This window comes from Paenirhizobium selenitireducens ATCC BAA-1503 (genome assembly GCF_000518785.1).
Classification (GTDB): domain Bacteria; phylum Pseudomonadota; class Alphaproteobacteria; order Rhizobiales; family Rhizobiaceae; genus Allorhizobium; species Allorhizobium selenitireducens.
The window spans coordinates 134,617-148,515 of sequence record NZ_JAEG01000010.1 but is presented as its reverse complement, the minus strand read 5'-3'; the positions used below and the strand labels follow the sequence as shown (position 1 = coordinate 148,515).

Annotated in this window: 12 protein-coding genes and 2 pseudogenes; 6 read left to right on the top strand and 8 right to left on the bottom strand. The window is 60.3% G+C overall.

Features of this window, described 5'->3' with window-relative positions:
• Positions 1 to 524: 524 nt before the first annotated feature.
• The 3 genes from L867_RS25480 (at position 525) to L867_RS26500 (ending at position 4,581) form a co-directional block, all read left to right on the top strand.
• On the top strand, positions 525 to 2,234 hold the full coding sequence (locus L867_RS25480; protein ID WP_084638581.1) for a type I secretion system permease/ATPase: 1,710 nt from the start codon (positions 525 to 527) through the stop codon (positions 2,232 to 2,234).
• Positions 2,234 to 3,538 (top strand): HlyD family type I secretion periplasmic adaptor subunit, encoded by a 1,305-nt coding sequence (locus L867_RS0115525; RefSeq protein ID WP_028737731.1) that lies wholly within the window; start codon positions 2,234 to 2,236, stop codon positions 3,536 to 3,538. The genes L867_RS25480 and L867_RS0115525 overlap by 1 nt, the downstream gene beginning before the upstream one ends.
• Before the next feature lie 164 nt (positions 3,539 to 3,702).
• Positions 3,703 to 4,581 carry a calcium-binding protein gene (locus L867_RS26500; RefSeq protein ID WP_169734089.1) on the top strand — a complete coding sequence of 293 codons (879 nt, stop codon included), beginning with the start codon at positions 3,703 to 3,705 and terminating at the stop codon, positions 4,579 to 4,581.
• A gap of 77 nt (positions 4,582 to 4,658) precedes the next feature.
• Here the strand turns inward: L867_RS26500 and L867_RS0115515 are convergent, their stop codons facing one another.
• Entirely contained in the window at positions 4,659 to 5,435 is a 777-nt protein-coding gene (locus L867_RS0115515) for a hypothetical protein (RefSeq protein ID WP_028737730.1), read from the bottom strand.
• 307 nt (positions 5,436 to 5,742) lie between these two features.
• Here L867_RS0115515 and L867_RS26985 point away from each other — a divergent pair, with 307 nt between their 5' ends.
• On the top strand, positions 5,743 to 6,087 hold the full coding sequence (locus L867_RS26985; RefSeq protein WP_084638579.1) for an HNH endonuclease: 345 nt from the start codon (positions 5,743 to 5,745) through the stop codon (positions 6,085 to 6,087).
• Between the two features lie 311 nt (positions 6,088 to 6,398).
• A pseudogene (locus L867_RS26975) lies at positions 6,399 to 6,539 on the top strand (transposase domain-containing protein); the annotation flags it as partial.
• A gap of 77 nt (positions 6,540 to 6,616) precedes the next feature.
• Here L867_RS26975 and L867_RS0115505 read toward each other — a convergent pair.
• A complete protein-coding gene (locus tag L867_RS0115505; RefSeq protein ID WP_028737729.1) occupies positions 6,617 to 7,258 on the bottom strand; it encodes an IMP cyclohydrolase in 642 nt (213 codons plus the stop codon).
• Positions 7,259 to 7,457: 199 nt separating this feature from the next.
• On the opposite strand from L867_RS0115505, the pseudogene L867_RS28010 reads away from it, so the two are divergent.
• Positions 7,458 to 7,634: pseudogene (locus L867_RS28010) on the top strand (LysR family transcriptional regulator); the annotation flags it as partial.
• A 168-nt stretch (positions 7,635 to 7,802) separates the two neighbouring features.
• Here L867_RS28010 and L867_RS0115495 read toward each other — a convergent pair.
• The 6 genes from L867_RS0115495 to L867_RS0115470 are packed head-to-tail and all read right to left on the bottom strand — an operon-like array spanning position 7,803 to position 13,803.
• Positions 7,803 to 9,368, bottom strand: coding sequence for a D-aminopeptidase (locus L867_RS0115495; protein WP_028737728.1), 1,566 nt, complete (start codon positions 9,366 to 9,368; stop codon positions 7,803 to 7,805).
• Positions 9,369 to 9,426: 58 nt separating this feature from the next.
• Positions 9,427 to 9,942 carry a L,D-transpeptidase family protein gene (locus L867_RS0115490; RefSeq protein ID WP_028737727.1) on the bottom strand — a complete coding sequence of 172 codons (516 nt, stop codon included), beginning with the start codon at positions 9,940 to 9,942 and terminating at the stop codon, positions 9,427 to 9,429.
• A gap of 37 nt (positions 9,943 to 9,979) precedes the next feature.
• Entirely contained in the window at positions 9,980 to 10,954 is a 975-nt protein-coding gene (locus tag L867_RS0115485) for an ABC transporter ATP-binding protein (protein ID WP_037173562.1), read from the bottom strand.
• Positions 10,951 to 11,949: an ABC transporter ATP-binding protein gene (locus L867_RS0115480; RefSeq protein WP_028737725.1), complete on the bottom strand. Its 999-nt coding sequence runs from the start codon at positions 11,947 to 11,949 to the stop codon at positions 10,951 to 10,953. Before L867_RS0115480 ends, L867_RS0115485 begins: the two co-directional genes overlap by 4 nt.
• Positions 11,950 to 11,959: 10 nt before the next feature.
• On the bottom strand, positions 11,960 to 12,850 hold the full coding sequence (locus L867_RS0115475) for an ABC transporter permease (RefSeq protein ID WP_028737724.1): 891 nt from the start codon (positions 12,848 to 12,850) through the stop codon (positions 11,960 to 11,962).
• On the bottom strand, positions 12,847 to 13,803 hold the full coding sequence (locus L867_RS0115470) for an ABC transporter permease (protein WP_232363944.1): 957 nt from the start codon (positions 13,801 to 13,803) through the stop codon (positions 12,847 to 12,849). Before L867_RS0115470 ends, L867_RS0115475 begins: the two co-directional genes overlap by 4 nt.
• Positions 13,804 to 13,899: the final 96 nt, after the last annotated feature.

Sequence of the window (13,899 nt, the reverse complement as noted above, 5' to 3'; positions counted from 1 at the left end):
GATCGGCGGCGCGCTGCTTCAGGAGCCTAACCTGGCAGATGCCTGCCGCCGCCTCATCGCTGCCGTCCATGCCTGACGGCCATGTCGCCGTGATTGTTGTGCAGCGTATTGCTTGTTGAATTTCAGCAGGATTTGACCCATTTTTCCACTTTGCGCCGTCCCATCTATACCGACGTAACTAGCTGCATGTAAACAAATTTTTCGAGTTGAGCCGGGTCAGGGCAAAATGAAAAACTGGATCAATCTCACCCGACAATCAACAGGCACAGTTACGCCGCCTGGTTCCAATGAAAACCTGTCCGTTAATATACATACAAATGATATTTGTTATATTCTGATGTAATTTATAATTGCCTGATTATAATATTAAGTACTAACTTAAATAGCGTCTTTCACTTGTTGTCTCGAAAAATATAGATGCGATGCGGCGAATAACTACCGATATGTAGGGGTGCAATCCAGAAGTGTTTGCGCATTAGATGCGACTTTCGGTCTTTGCGGCCGCTCCTTTCGACGGAGATCCTATGCGTCGCGCGCTTTTCGGTACTGCGTTCCTAAGCCTGATCGTCAACATTCTCGGTCTCACCGGCCCGTTCTTCATGCTCCAGGTTTACGATAGGGTCATTCCGTCGAAAAGCGTGCCGACACTGGTGGTTCTGGGGCTGCTGGCGATCCTGCTCTACGCCTTCATGGGCGTGCTCGATACCATCCGGTCGCGCATCTTCGCCCGTCTTGCTGGCATCGTCGGCAGTTCCCTTTCCGAGCGAGTCTTCCGGGTCATTTCCGGCACGCCACTAAAGCTGAAATCCAATGGCGACGTGTTGAAGCCCGCGCAGGACATGGACCAGATCCGCGCCTTTCTGTCCGGACCGGGACCTAGCACCTTCTTCGATCTCCCCTGGCTGCCGATCTACCTTGCCGCCTGCTTCTTCCTCGACAGCGCTATCGGCCTTCTGGCAACCGCAGCCCTGGTCTTGCTGATGGTGCTGAACCTCGCGGCAAGCTGGCGGACGCGAAAGCTGACGGCGGAGTTTTCAACGGCGCTGTCCAACCGCAACGCGATCGGTGAGGATGCCAGCCGCAATGCGGAGATCCTCGCGGCTCTCGTCATGGCGCCGCGCGCGGCTTTGCTCTGGAATGCGGCCTCCGAGGGGGTCTCCGAGGGGCAGCGCCGCGCCGGCGACGTCTCCAGCTTCTATGCCGGGCTTTCCAAGACCCTTCGCAACATCGTCCAGTCGGCATCGCTTGGCCTCGGCGCCTATCTGGTGATCGAAGGCGAGCTGAGCGGCGGCGCGATCATCGCCGGCTCGATTTTCGTCGCCAAGGCGCTCGCTCCGGTGGAACAGCTCGTTGCCAACTGGCGCTCGCTGTTGAGTGCGCAACAATCCTGGAAACGGCTGAACCGATCCTTCGCTCTATTCCCGGAGGCGTTCTCCCGGACGGCTTTGCCGAAGCCGTCCCGCTCGCTCAGCGTCGAGGCCCTGTATGTTGCGCCGCCGGCTGAGCAGCGCCTGACCGTGCAGAATGTCAGTTTCCGGGTGGAGGCCGGCAGTGTGCTGGGAATCATTGGTCCAAGCGCCTCAGGCAAATCGTCGTTGGTGAGGGCAATCACCGGGGCCTGGTCGGCTCAGAGAGGTAAGGTTTGCCTGGATGGCGCTAGCCTCGACCAATGGCCGGCCGAAGCCCGTAGCCGGAACGTCGGCTATATGCCGCAGGTCTCCGACTTTTTCGCAGGCACGATCAGCGAGAACATTGCCCGTCTCGAACCGAATGCCGACCATGCGGCGATCGTCGCAGCCGCCAAGGCGGCAGGCGCCCACGACATGATTGTCGCTCTGGCCGACGGTTACGATACCCGCATGGTCGGCAATGGTGGTGCTCTGTCGGCGGGCCAGCGTCAAAGGGTGGCGCTCGCCCGTGCGCTCTATGGCGATCCCTTTCTGGTCGTGCTGGATGAGCCCAATTCCAATCTCGATGCCGATGGCGACATCGCCTTGGTGACCGCCATCCGTTCGGTTCGCGACCGTGGCGGCATCGTCCTCGTGGTCGCCCATCGCAACAGCGTGGTGTCGGTGATCGATCTGCTGCTCGTGATGGAGGGAGGATCAAAAAAAGCGTTCGGCCCCCGTGATGAGGTGTTGAAACACATGAACCAACAGCAAAACGCGCGCCGGAGAATGGCTGCTGCATCGGCTCCGGCGCTGACCGTTGTCGAAAACGAAGGCCAGCCATAATGTCGCCCCCAATCCGCAAGCGCCTGCATACCTCCGTGAACCGTCACCTGCTGGCCTCAGGGCTGGCGACGGCCCTCTTTCTTGGCGCCGCCGGCACCTGGGCCATGACCAGCAGCCTTTCCGGTGCCGTTATCGCGTCCGGTATTCTGATGGTGGAAGGCAACGTCAAGGCGGTGCAGCACCCAACGGGGAGCGTGGTCGCCGAACTGCGCGTCCTGGAGGGGCAGGCGGTGGAAGCGGGCCAGGTGCTCGTTCGTCTCGACAACACCGTGACCAAGGCCAATCTTACCTCGGCCAGCGACACGCTCGATCAACTCCATGCCCGTCGGGCACGCCTGAGCGCCGAGCTTGACGGCAGCGCCGAGGTTGCGGTTCCCCAGGCGCTGGTCGACCGTCTTGCCCTGCCGGCGCGAGAGGCGATTATGGTTGCCGAACGGCGGTTGTTCGCAGACCGGCGTCTGGAACGCTTAGGTCAGAAGGAGCGGCCGGACGGACAGGCAAGCCAATTGCTGGAACAGGTCTCGGGCCTGGTCATTCAGATGCAGACCAAGCAGGACGAGATCGCCCTGATTGCCATCGAGCAGGCGGCCCAGGAGAAGCTGTTTGCCCAGAATCTGACGACGCTCGCCCAGGTCAACATGCTGCGCCGCGAGGCCGTGCGGCTGAACGGCGAGTTCGGCCAGCTCAAGGCACAAGTAGCCTCGACCCGCGGGCGCATCGAGGAAATCGGAGTGCAGAAAATCCAGATCGATAGTGCTTTGCGCTCGGAAGTCTCGACCGAACTTCGCGATCTGGAGGCCCGGCAAGGCGAGCTGCGGAGCCAGGAGGTCGGCTTGGGGGACGCGCTGCAGCGGATCGATCTGCGTGCGCCCGTTTCCGGCCTCGTCCACAAGCTCGCCATCCACACCACCGGCGGCGTCATCTTGCCCGCCGAAACGCTGATGGAAATCGTCCCGCGCGATGCTGAGCTGATCATCGAGGCCAGAGTTCTGCCGGACGACATCGACCAGCTTTCCATCGGCCAGCCCGCCACGATCCGGTTCAGCGCTTTCAACCGCAACACCACGCCGGAATTTTCCGGCCTTGTGGTGCGTGTGTCGGCCGATCTGGAGGCCGACGAGCGTAGCGGCATGCCCTTTTACCGTGCAGGAATCGCGCTTGACCGGCCGCAGGTCCTCGGTGGTCTCAAATTGCAGCCGGGCATGCCTGCCGAAGCCTACGTGCTTACCGGCGAGCGCAGCGTCGTGTCCTGGCTGTTGAAGCCGATCGCCGACCACGCCGCCCGCGCCATGCGGAGCGAGTGAGCGATGCAAATTCTTCTGCGCATTTACATGCTCAACGAATCCAATGGGATCGTAGGGGATTTCCAGTTCCGGAATAAAGCCGGGAAAATCTCATGGGCAATTCCGCCGGTGAGGCATGACAGCTGTTGGCAGGGCCAATGGTAACTGAGATGGGAGATTACGAAATGGCAGTAAATTGGATTTCGGCTTCTTGGGGAATCGGGTCAACCGCTGCTGATGTGTTCAACGGCGACCGTTTCACCGTTGGCGCAAACGACACGTTCCAGCTCGGGGGAACTGAAGGTGTCGGCGGAGTTCGAAATAACTGGGACACATTCAACGGTGGCAGCGGTTACGACAGAATCTATGTGGCTCCTAAATCTGGCTACGCATGGACCGCAGTCATGATTGCCGACGACGGATTGCATGGTGTCGAATCCATCCAGTTTAATACGTCAGGTGCAATGCCGATATATTTCGCTGAGGATGTCGATTTTTCCGATGTCACTTACATAACTCCCGGTGCGAAAATCTATGGCCGCGGCGGCGATAATCACTTCACCGGCGGCACGCTTGGAGAGAATGTTGAGGGAGATGCAGGAAACGACACCCTCGAAGGCAATAGTGGCGATGACATTCTATATGGCGACACTTTCAGCAATCCTTGGGCAGTAAGCTCAAACCCTTCTGGAAACGATCTGCTTTATGGCGGTGCCGGAAATGACACCCTTTATGGCCAAGGTGGTAACGATCAACTCTATGGGGGCCTCGATAATGATATTCTCGATGGCGGAGCGGGTGCGAACCAGCTCTGGGGAGGTGATGGCCTTGATATCTTCCAGGTAACGTCTAGCGCAGATCAGAGCATAATCTACGACTTCGATCTTGTTGGGGAAGTAATTCGCTTCAGCACCCTCGTCGCAGCCGACTACACGGCGTTGACCATATCCGACGATGCGAATGGGGATGCTCACGTGACCGTTGGTGGAATCGATATAACCGTGATCGGTGCCACAGCAGCCCAGCTGGGCTCTTCAAGTTTTGAATTTGGCCTGTTCTCGTAATCACAAAGGTTCCCGCCGCTTTGGGGCGGCGGGAACGTGAAACTTTCGATTTTCTGTAGGAGATTGCCTATTGTGGTTTACTTTGACACGTTGCCGTCAGCTTCATATGAAGTCAGGCCGCCATTACCGTCATAGCTGAGCATCTTTTGCCCACTACCGGAATATATGTCGAAAGCGCCGATTTTCGCCTCGCCCTTTTCATTGTAACTGATCTGCGCCTTTACGCCAAACGTGTCGGACAGATGGCCGACAACATATTCAAGCCCTTTCGACGCCTCTTGGGCATGCAAGAGCGTGGCCTTATTGATCCTGTCGATAATCTCAAGACGGTTCCGATAACCTTCGTCGCTCATTCGGATTTCCGTCAGCTGCTTTGTGGCTTCTGGATCGGCGCCACGGGCAATACTATCGGCTTCCCCTGCCAGTACGCGAGCTGTCCACTCTTCTCGCGTGGGGACGGCAACGAGATGAAACTGTTCGTTGTAGCTCTGCATTGCGCCGACCATCGCCTCGGCGAACCCCTTTGCGTTTTCTGCGGTCGCTTCGTAGGGCCGAAAGTCAATCTGCGGGCCGCCGCCCTGCAGTCCGTAGGAAGCGGCGGCGTCCATCGCGCTCAGCGACGCTTGCGAGAGCTCCGAGGAGACCGTGCCGCCGGCTTCCCGCGGCTTTTTCGCTTCCGCACTGGCCTTTATCGCCGAATCAAGCGCATCATTGACAGCTTTCGATACCTTGCCGGTGCGGCCGGAGACGATGTCGAGAATTGTGTCGGCAGCACTCTGATTTTTCGGGTCCGCAAGCGACGAGGTCTGTTGCAGGATGGAAAGCGCTGCACTGCTGGATGAAATGGTGGTCATCGGAGGCCTCAAACAGGCGTCCCTGGGCGTCCGTCATGGGCTACCGAGACAAGGATTTGCCGATCAGCGCATCATGCCGGCCGGAAGAAATGCAAAACTAGAATTCACAACTAATGGGCGCATTTCGTTAACGAATCCTGAAGTCGGGGTTGTGCGAATTCATACCCTTCATAGCTAGGGTGTTGGTCTCTCGCGCCAAAAGAAGCCATACGGTTCTGACGGTTTCGTGCTACTGGCGTGCACGTATTGACACTAGCACCTATCCTCGGGGACAGCATCCGGGGTCTACACCAGGAAATATCGAGCGTTGGCCCGCAAGAACAGAGATGAGCTAGCTTCATGGGACGAGCCTACGCCAGAGCCGGTGTTCTGTCCGATGTGCGAGCGCGTCATCCCGGAGGATCAGAGAGACGAGCATCATCTCGTTCCCAAGAGCAAGGGTGGAAAGAAAACCGTCCGCCTGCACCGTATCTGCCACGACCAGATACATTCGATCTTTACCGATGCGCAACTCGCCAAGAAGTTTTCCACGATCGAAACCATCGTGGAAGACCCTGCGGTGCGGACATTCGTCACTTGGGTGAGAAACAAGCCTCCGGGCTTTTCGGATTCTGCAAAGGAATCACGGCAGTCATTCCGTCGAGGCCGCTAACCGGAACAGGCGAAAGTTCGGGCTAGAAGCGAATGCTGCCGTGGCGAGAACGCGCCATTAACAGTCATAGATTCAGCAGTTGGGGAGCCTCGATCAGTGAATTGTCGATGACGACAGTGGCGCGTTTTGCTGGTTTGCAATTGCTGAGATAAATTTGCTGACCTTCGTAGTAACGCCGGTTTTCAACGGCCCTCGGATCGGGATTGGAGCCGTCTCTGGTTGCTAGCCTCGCGTAGGACACAGAAAATGGCACAGACAAGAAATGGGCCGGACTCTAGTCAATTCTGGAGGAAATTACCCGTGGCAGGTCAGCAACCATCGCCTCGCTCGTCGAAACCTGCAAGCTCAATGCCGTCGATCCGCTGACCTACCTCACCGCCACGCTCACCGCCATCGTCAACTGTCATAAACAGAGCCGGATTGAGCAACTCTTGCCGTGGAATTTTCGGTGACATGTCTCGTGCCAAACACTACCTCGGCTTACATGTAGCCCGGAGTCGGCCCAAGACAGCTATCTCGCTGCCTGCGATCAGTCGATAGAGTTGAACGTTGCGGTCTTATGTCCCGATGTGGACCCAATCCAGGAAGCCGCGCAAACAGGGTTTTCGAACTGAGAGAAGACCGATTCACGGGTGATATGGCTGCAGACCGCATTTGGGTCAACGGCATCTAGGTCCTGATCTATCTGCTCGGTGCGAGGTAGTGGAAACTCATAGGTCGTGATGTACGCGAGCTGGCCGGGCCGAGTCTCTATTGGAATAACGGACAAGCTGGTGGCGGTAATGCTGCCGAGCCAAAGCCTGTTTTCGGCCAAATCAACCAGGCCACAAATTCGTGGCGTATCGTGCTGATCGAACTCCCGGTCCAAGCCTACTAGAACGCTCGCTATTGCATCTCGCGGGGCGTTTCCCGCCTTTAGCCGCTCGTAGATTGGCCTGGTGTGGGTGCCATTACTGACAACAGCAAAACGAGAGTTCCAAATGAGACATTCATAGGCAATGTATGGGCTGTCGGACGCTGCATCAGCGCTTCCTTGTTGGGCGACAATTCGCATAGTGTCACCGAGCTGTTCTACGTTCCTGTTGGGAAACGACCTGCTTGAAACCCGGTATGCCGCGATTAAATCCCCTTTTTGACTGCGACCTACTCCAATAATTCGACCAACATACATCTAGCAAATTCCCCAGCTTATAATGCTGGTGACAGTAGCAACGAATTCCCAATCTGCACAGATTGCCGGTGGTGTGGATACACAACTGACCCTCCGAACTGGCTAGCAGAGCGCTTCTCTCGCAGGCCGCCACGTCCATCACGGCTGCGCCCGCCGACATCGACTTTAGAATTCCCCCAAGGTGCCAGCGGCACATCGCTTACGCTTCTTCTCCATTGCATATGAGCGCAATCTGCTGGCCCCTGATAGGGACAATCCGCTGGCTGGTCTCGACGAGGTTTCCGTCTCCGATCTGCGGGACCAGAAGGTCATCGGCTTCGAGCGGCAGAACCTCTCCTACACGGAGCGGTACTTTGCGGAAAAGTTCGAGGAGCATGCGGGAAGCACAACCAGTGGGATGCTTCGCCAACGACGAAACGCCCTTCGTTTCACCAAAGCAACTTTCCCACGGGACGTTCGAGCGCATGGCCCGGACGAGATAGCCTCGCGATCGTCGCCTGACGGTCCGGTGACGGCGGGGCTCGGCGAACGGAGCTTACCCTTCCTATTCGACGCGGTGATAATCGATGTTGCGCGCCAGCCAGCAACCGATGGTCAGGCCGGTTACATTGCCGCCCGCGTTTCGGCGCACACTGACCGTCCAGTCCCCGGGCGGAGAGGCGTCGATGGAACGGCGGGTCGTGACGATCCAGACGTGCTCGGCGAGCGGATACATCCGCTCCATCGGGCCCGTCCCCAGCATGCCCTTGAAGAGTGCATGCACCGCACCGTCGCGCGCCTCGATCTCAAGGTCGGCATTCAGCTCCGCGGAATGGTAGAGACCGGCGATATCGCCGCCGTCGGCATAGTCGATGCGGGCGAGCGGCCGCGCCCTGACAAGCAGGTTTTCCTGGCTGCGGTGCATGACAAGCACTTCGCCATCCCTTTCCAGCCGTAGGCCCTGACCGCGCGCGATGCCATCGGTGCCGACCGTCAGCCGCGATGGCGACGGGCTGTAATAAAGCTTCACGCCGGTGGCGTCCTGAACGGTGCGCAGGATGAGCCCGCGCTCCTCATCCAGCCACAACCCGTCCCATCCCTCCGGTCTCACCGACGCATCCGGCCGGGGCGGCATGCCGAGGGCCGCCTCCATCAGCGCGGTCGCCGAGGTGAAGGTGCCGGTGTCGTGGTTGAACATCACCACCACCGAAAGCCGCTCCTCGGCGGCATGCAGGCGATAGGAACTGAAGCCGCGAAGGCCGCCGCCGTGGCCGGTGATCTTCATGCCCGCCCAGTTGTCGCGGCGCAGACCGTAGCCGTAATCCGCCGGCGAGCCATCGGCATAGGTCACGGGTGCCGTCAGCCTGTTGTAGAGGCTTTCCGGGTTCTGCCGCGTTGCATCGATATGGACTTCCCAGGCCAGCATGTCGTCCAGCGCCGCCGAAATACCGGCATCGCCGAACCAGTAGACGCCGTTGTCGGCGGGCAGGAAGCCGATCTCGTCATTGCCCTCGTAGCCGATGACGCCGTCGAGCGGATGGCGCGCATCCGGAGAAAGAACCGCCGTCTTCATGCCGGCTGGCGCAAACAGGTACTCGGAGAGAAGCTCCCCGAAGTCCCGCCCGGTTCCACGCTCGATCAGCTCTGCCAGAACGCGGAAATTGGCGTTGTTGTAGGAATAGAGCGCGCCCGCCCGAAAGTGCGCCGTCTTCGACCCGGCGATCAGCGACAGCGCATCTTCCCGGCGAAAGCTCATCTCGGGAATCGCCCCCTGCAACACCGTCAGCGCCCAGTAATCGCGCAGGCCCGACTGGTTGTGGCAAAGCTCCGCCACGGTCGGCAGCGGGTCGCGATAATTCGGCAGGAAATCCGCGACCTGCGCGTCGAGCGAGGCGGGGTCGTCGAACAGGTCGAGCAGCAGCGCGCAGGTGAAATGCTTGGAGATCGAGCAGATCGGCAGGCGCGTCGCCGCCGTCATCGGCAGCCGGCGATAGGTGTCGGCAAAACCCCATGCGCGCCGCGCGACGATCTTTCCATCCTTCACCACGCCGGCCACGCCTCCGGGACCCTTACAGCGGGAGGGAAGAAGGTTCAGCGCCCGTTCGAGCGCGGCAGTGTCAATCGTCGCCATGACGAGGTATCCGGATATCTATCGAGGAAGTGTAGTGAAGGGTGAATGCGACGCGGGATCAGGCCGCGTCGCTGAAGCAGAGGCTGACGGACGGTTCGGCCCTGGCCAGAAATTCCAAAAGGTCTTCGCGGGAAAGCGCGGCGCAGCCCGCCGTCGGCGAATAGTTGTCGCGCGCAAGATGCAGGAAGATCGCGCTGCCGGCGCCCGGTACCACCGGATCGTCGTTGTGACCGAGCACCACGACGATGTCGTAGACCTCGTCTACCCGCCAGAGTTCCTCATGGCTTGCCGCATAGGGAAGCCGGACCTTGCGGTTATACTGCGGATCGGAAGGCTCGTCACACCAGCCGTCGAGGCGGTCGATGGCCTGGCAGGGCAGGGCGGTCGCGGGTTTTTCCATGCGGTCGGCGCGGTAATAGACATGCCGGATCGGCCAGCAGCCGACGGGGCTCACACCATCGCCCTCGTTCTTTTCGAGATGAATACCGCCGCGGCCGACGGCGCAGCGCCAGCTCCGGTCGCCATGACGGGCTTCCCACAACTCGTCGCCGGTCTTCTTCACGATCAGGTCCAAGTCTCTCTCCTTCCCTTGCTTCTCGATACCGCCGGGTTCACTCGCCCAGCGGAAAATGACAGGCGACGCCCCGGCCGTTCACGGTCACCAGCGCCGGATCTTCCGTGCGGCAGATATCCTTGGCATAGGGGCAGCGCGTGTGGAAGCGACAGCCGCCCGGCAGGTTCACCGGGCTCGGAATGTCGCCGACCAGCACGGGGCGCTCGCGATTGCGCTGATGCGGATCGGCGCGCGGCACGGCCGAAATCAGGAACATGGTATAGGGATGGCGCGGATTCGCGAAAATCTCCTCCGTGGTCCCCACTTCCACCAGCCGCCCGAGGAACATCACCCCGATGCGGTCGGCAAACTGCCTGACAACGCTCAGGTCATGGGTGATGAACAGGTAGGTAAGCTTGAGCTGTTCCTGCAGGTCGCGCAGGAGGTTCAGCACCTGCGCCTGGATCGACACGTCAAGCGCCGACACGGCCTCGTCGCAGACGACGAATTCCGGGTTGTTGGCAAGCGCTCGCGCAATGCCGATGCGCTGTCGCTGGCCGCCGCTGAACTGGTGCGGATAGTGCCGCATCAGGTGCGGCCGCAAGCCTACCACTTCGAGCAGTTCCTGGCAGCGTTCCTCGATTTTGGCCTCGGTTCCGTAGGCATGCGCCCTTAGCGGTTCGGCCAGAATGTCTTTTACCCGCATGCGCGGATTGAGCGATGCGAACGGATCCTGGAAAACGATCTGGAGTTTCTTGCGCAGCGCCCGCATCGAGCCTTCATCGAGGGAATGAAGATCCTGTCCGCGATAGTTGATACTGCCGGCGGTACGCTCCACCAGCCGCAGCATCGCACGTCCGAGGGTTGTCTTGCCGCAGCCGGATTCGCCGACCAGCGCGAAGGTTTCCCGCTCGTAGATTTCGAGGCTGACGCCGTCGACGGCCCGGATCACCTTGTCGCGCGAGCCGAAGAAGCCCGCGCTCATGCGGTAATACTTGGTCAGCTGGTCGGTGGAAATGAGGACTTCGCTCATGCCGCGGCTCCCTGTTTGTCGTGGAGCCAGCAGCGGGCCTTGTGGCCTTTTCCTAGATCGACGAGTTCCGGCGACTTTACGCTGCAGATCGGCATGGCGTCGCCGCAGCGGGGGTGGAACCGACAGCCCTGCGGCAGCTTGGCCAGATTGGGCACGACACCCTTGATGCTGTTCATGCGCTCGCCGGTGCGCTTCTCCGTCGCCTTCGGGATCGAGGCGAGCAGGCCGCGGGTATAGGGATGCGACGGCCGGTCGAAGAGGTCGAAGACATCCGCCTGTTCGACGATTTGCCCCGCATACATCACGTTCACCTCGTCGCACATCTCGGCGATGATGCCGAGATCGTGGGTGATCATGATGATCGCCGTGCCGATCCGGTCGCGCAGCGCCACCATCAGCCGCAGGATCTGGGCCTGCGTGGTCACGTCGAGCGCCGTGGTCGGCTCGTCGGCGATCAGCAGCTTGGGCTCGCAGATGAGGCCCATGGCGATCATCGCACGCTGGCGGAGGCCGCCCGAAAGCTCGTGCGGATAAGCGTCGAGACGCGCGGCGGGTTCGGGGATGCCCACCGTCTCGAACATGTGCAGCACCTTCTCGCGAATGGCGCGCCGGCCGAGGTCCGCGTGAATGGACAGCGGCTCGCCGACCTGCTGCACCATGGTGCGGACAGGGTTGAGCGAGGTCATCGGCTCCTGGAAGACCATCGACATGTCGCGGCCGCGCTTGTGGCGCAGCTGGTCGGGGGTGAGCTTTGTCAGATCGCTCCCGTCGAACATGATGCTGTCGGCGGTAACAAGGCCCGAGGGCGATGCCACGAGGCCCATCAGCGAGAGCGAGGTGACGCTCTTGCCGGAGCCGGATTCCCCGACGAGGCCGATGATCCGGCCGCGTCCGACATCGAAGGACACGTTGTCCACCACCCGCACCGCGCCGCGATGGCTGCGGAAATCGGTGCGCAGGTTGCGCACGCTGAGCAACTGGTTTTGATCTGTCATCGTCACGGCCTCAGTCCTTCATGTAGGGGTCGAGCGCGTCGCGCAGACCGTCGCCGATGAAATTGAATGCGAGCACCGTGATCAGGATCGCGACGCCGGGCATGATGGCGACGAGCGGCGAAGCGAACAGGTATTCCTTGCCCTTGGCGACCAAGAGGCCCCAGCTCGCTTCCGGCGGCTGAACCCCGACGCCGAGGAAGGAGAGGCTCGATTCCCACATGATCGCCTCGGGAATGCTGAGCGAGAAGAGCACGATCAGCGTCGGCACGATGTTCGGGAAGATGTGGCGGACCATGATCTTCGCTCGCGTGGTGCCGACGGCGCGGGCAGCCTCGATGAATTCCTTCTCCTTCAGCGCCAGCGTCTGGGAGCGTACCACGCGCGCGACGCCTGCCCAGCCAACGAGGCTGAGCGCGATGAAGATGTTGAAGAGGTTGGCCCCGAGCGTATACATCACCACCATGGCCAGCAGCAGCGAGGGAAACGCGATCATCGTGTCGGCAAGCCGCATGATGATGAAATCGATCTTGCCGCCGTAATAGCCGCTGACGATGCCCATGACAGCGCCGATCATCAGCGATATGAAGCTCGGCACGATGCCGACCAGAAGCGAGATGCGCGCGCCATAGAGAATGCGGGTCAAAAGGTCACGGCCGAAATTGTCGGTGCCGAGCCAGTAGCTGGAAGACGGCGGCAGGAACTGCTCATCGAGCGCCACCCGGTAAGGGTCGTGCGGGCTGATGATCGGGATGAAGAAGGCGACGAAGAAGAGGGTGCTAACGAGGATCAGGCCCACCATCGCCATCTTGTTCTTGCGGAAGACCCGGATGGTATCGTGTAGGAAGCTGTCGCTTTCCACGCTTTCGATGATCTCGTCCGAAACTGCGGTAACTTCGGTCATTTCACGCCTCCCTTCATCTGGTGACGGATGCGGGGATCAAGAACGGAATAGAGCATGTCGGCCACCAGATTGCCGAAAATGACCAGCGCCGTGGCGAAGAGAACCGACCCTTGAAGGAGCGGCATGTCGCGTGCCTGGATGGCGTTGACGGAGATACGGCCGACGCCCGGAATGCCGAAGATCGCCTCGGTGATGACCGCGCCGGAAAGCAGGCTCGCCACCTGGATCGCCATGATCGTCACCACCGGAATGAGCGAATTCTTCAGCGCATGGCGCATGATGACCTTGATCTCGCGCAGGCCCTTGGCGCGGGCGGTGCGGATATAGTCGTGCCGCATGACTTCCAGAAGGCTCGAGCGAGTGAGGCGCGCAATCACGCCCGCCGAACTCCAGCCCAGCACGATGGCCGGCATGATGACGTATTCGAAGCCGTAGAAGCCGGAAACCGGCAGCCATTTCAGCTTGAGCGCGAAGATGTATTGCATCAGCAGCGCCGACCAGAAGATCGGCATGGAAACGCCGAGCAGCGAAAAGCCCATGAAGAAATGGTCGAGCGCGGAATCGCGCCGCACGGCCGAGAGAACCCCCACCGGGATGCCGATCACCCATGAGACGATGGCCGCACAGACCGCCAGATAGAGCGTGTTCGGGAAGGCGTTGAGGATCAGCGTCGTCACGCTGCGGTTCAGCTTGATCGACATGCCGAGATCGCCCTGCACCGCGCCCGCGAGGAAGCGGAAGTAGCGAGTGATGAGCGGATCGTCGAGATGCATCTGGGCGCGCACGCGCTCGATAACCTCGGGGCTCGCATGCTCCTTCATCAGGAGCGCGATCGGATCGCCCGGAATGACGTTCAGCATGACGAAGAGCAGCGCCGTGATGCCGATCAGAACGGGGATCGAAGCCGCGATGCGCTTTATGGCAAACATCAGCATCGGTGGGTTTTCTTTCATGGTCGGTCGCCGGATCGAAGGCCGCACCGGTGCGGGCTTAAAGGAACCGGGAAGGATGGACGAGAGCAGGCGGAGGCGGCGGGTCTCCAACGAGAT

Bases quoted from the DNA above. Each gene is read 5' to 3' on its own strand.
- L867_RS25480 (WP_084638581.1), top strand. From the start codon at position 525: ATGCGTCGCGCGCTTTTCGGTACTGCGTTCCTAAGCCTGATCGTCAAC.
- L867_RS0115525 (WP_028737731.1), top strand. From the start codon at position 2,234: ATGTCGCCCCCAATCCGCAAGCGCCTGCATACCTCCGTGAACCGTCAC.
- L867_RS26500 (WP_169734089.1), top strand. From the start codon at position 3,703: ATGGCAGTAAATTGGATTTCGGCTTCTTGGGGAATCGGGTCAACCGCT.
- L867_RS0115515 (WP_028737730.1), bottom strand. From the start codon at position 5,435: ATGACCACCATTTCATCCAGCAGTGCAGCGCTTTCCATCCTGCAACAG.
- L867_RS0115505 (WP_028737729.1), bottom strand. From the start codon at position 7,258: ATGTATGTTGGTCGAATTATTGGAGTAGGTCGCAGTCAAAAAGGGGAT.
- L867_RS0115495 (WP_028737728.1), bottom strand. From the start codon at position 9,368: ATGGCGACGATTGACACTGCCGCGCTCGAACGGGCGCTGAACCTTCTT.
- L867_RS0115485 (WP_037173562.1), bottom strand. From the start codon at position 10,954: ATGAGCGAAGTCCTCATTTCCACCGACCAGCTGACCAAGTATTACCGC.
- L867_RS0115480 (WP_028737725.1), bottom strand. From the start codon at position 11,949: ATGACAGATCAAAACCAGTTGCTCAGCGTGCGCAACCTGCGCACCGAT.
- L867_RS0115475 (WP_028737724.1), bottom strand. From the start codon at position 12,850: ATGACCGAAGTTACCGCAGTTTCGGACGAGATCATCGAAAGCGTGGAA.
- L867_RS0115470 (WP_232363944.1), bottom strand. From the start codon at position 13,803: ATGAAAGAAAACCCACCGATGCTGATGTTTGCCATAAAGCGCATCGCG.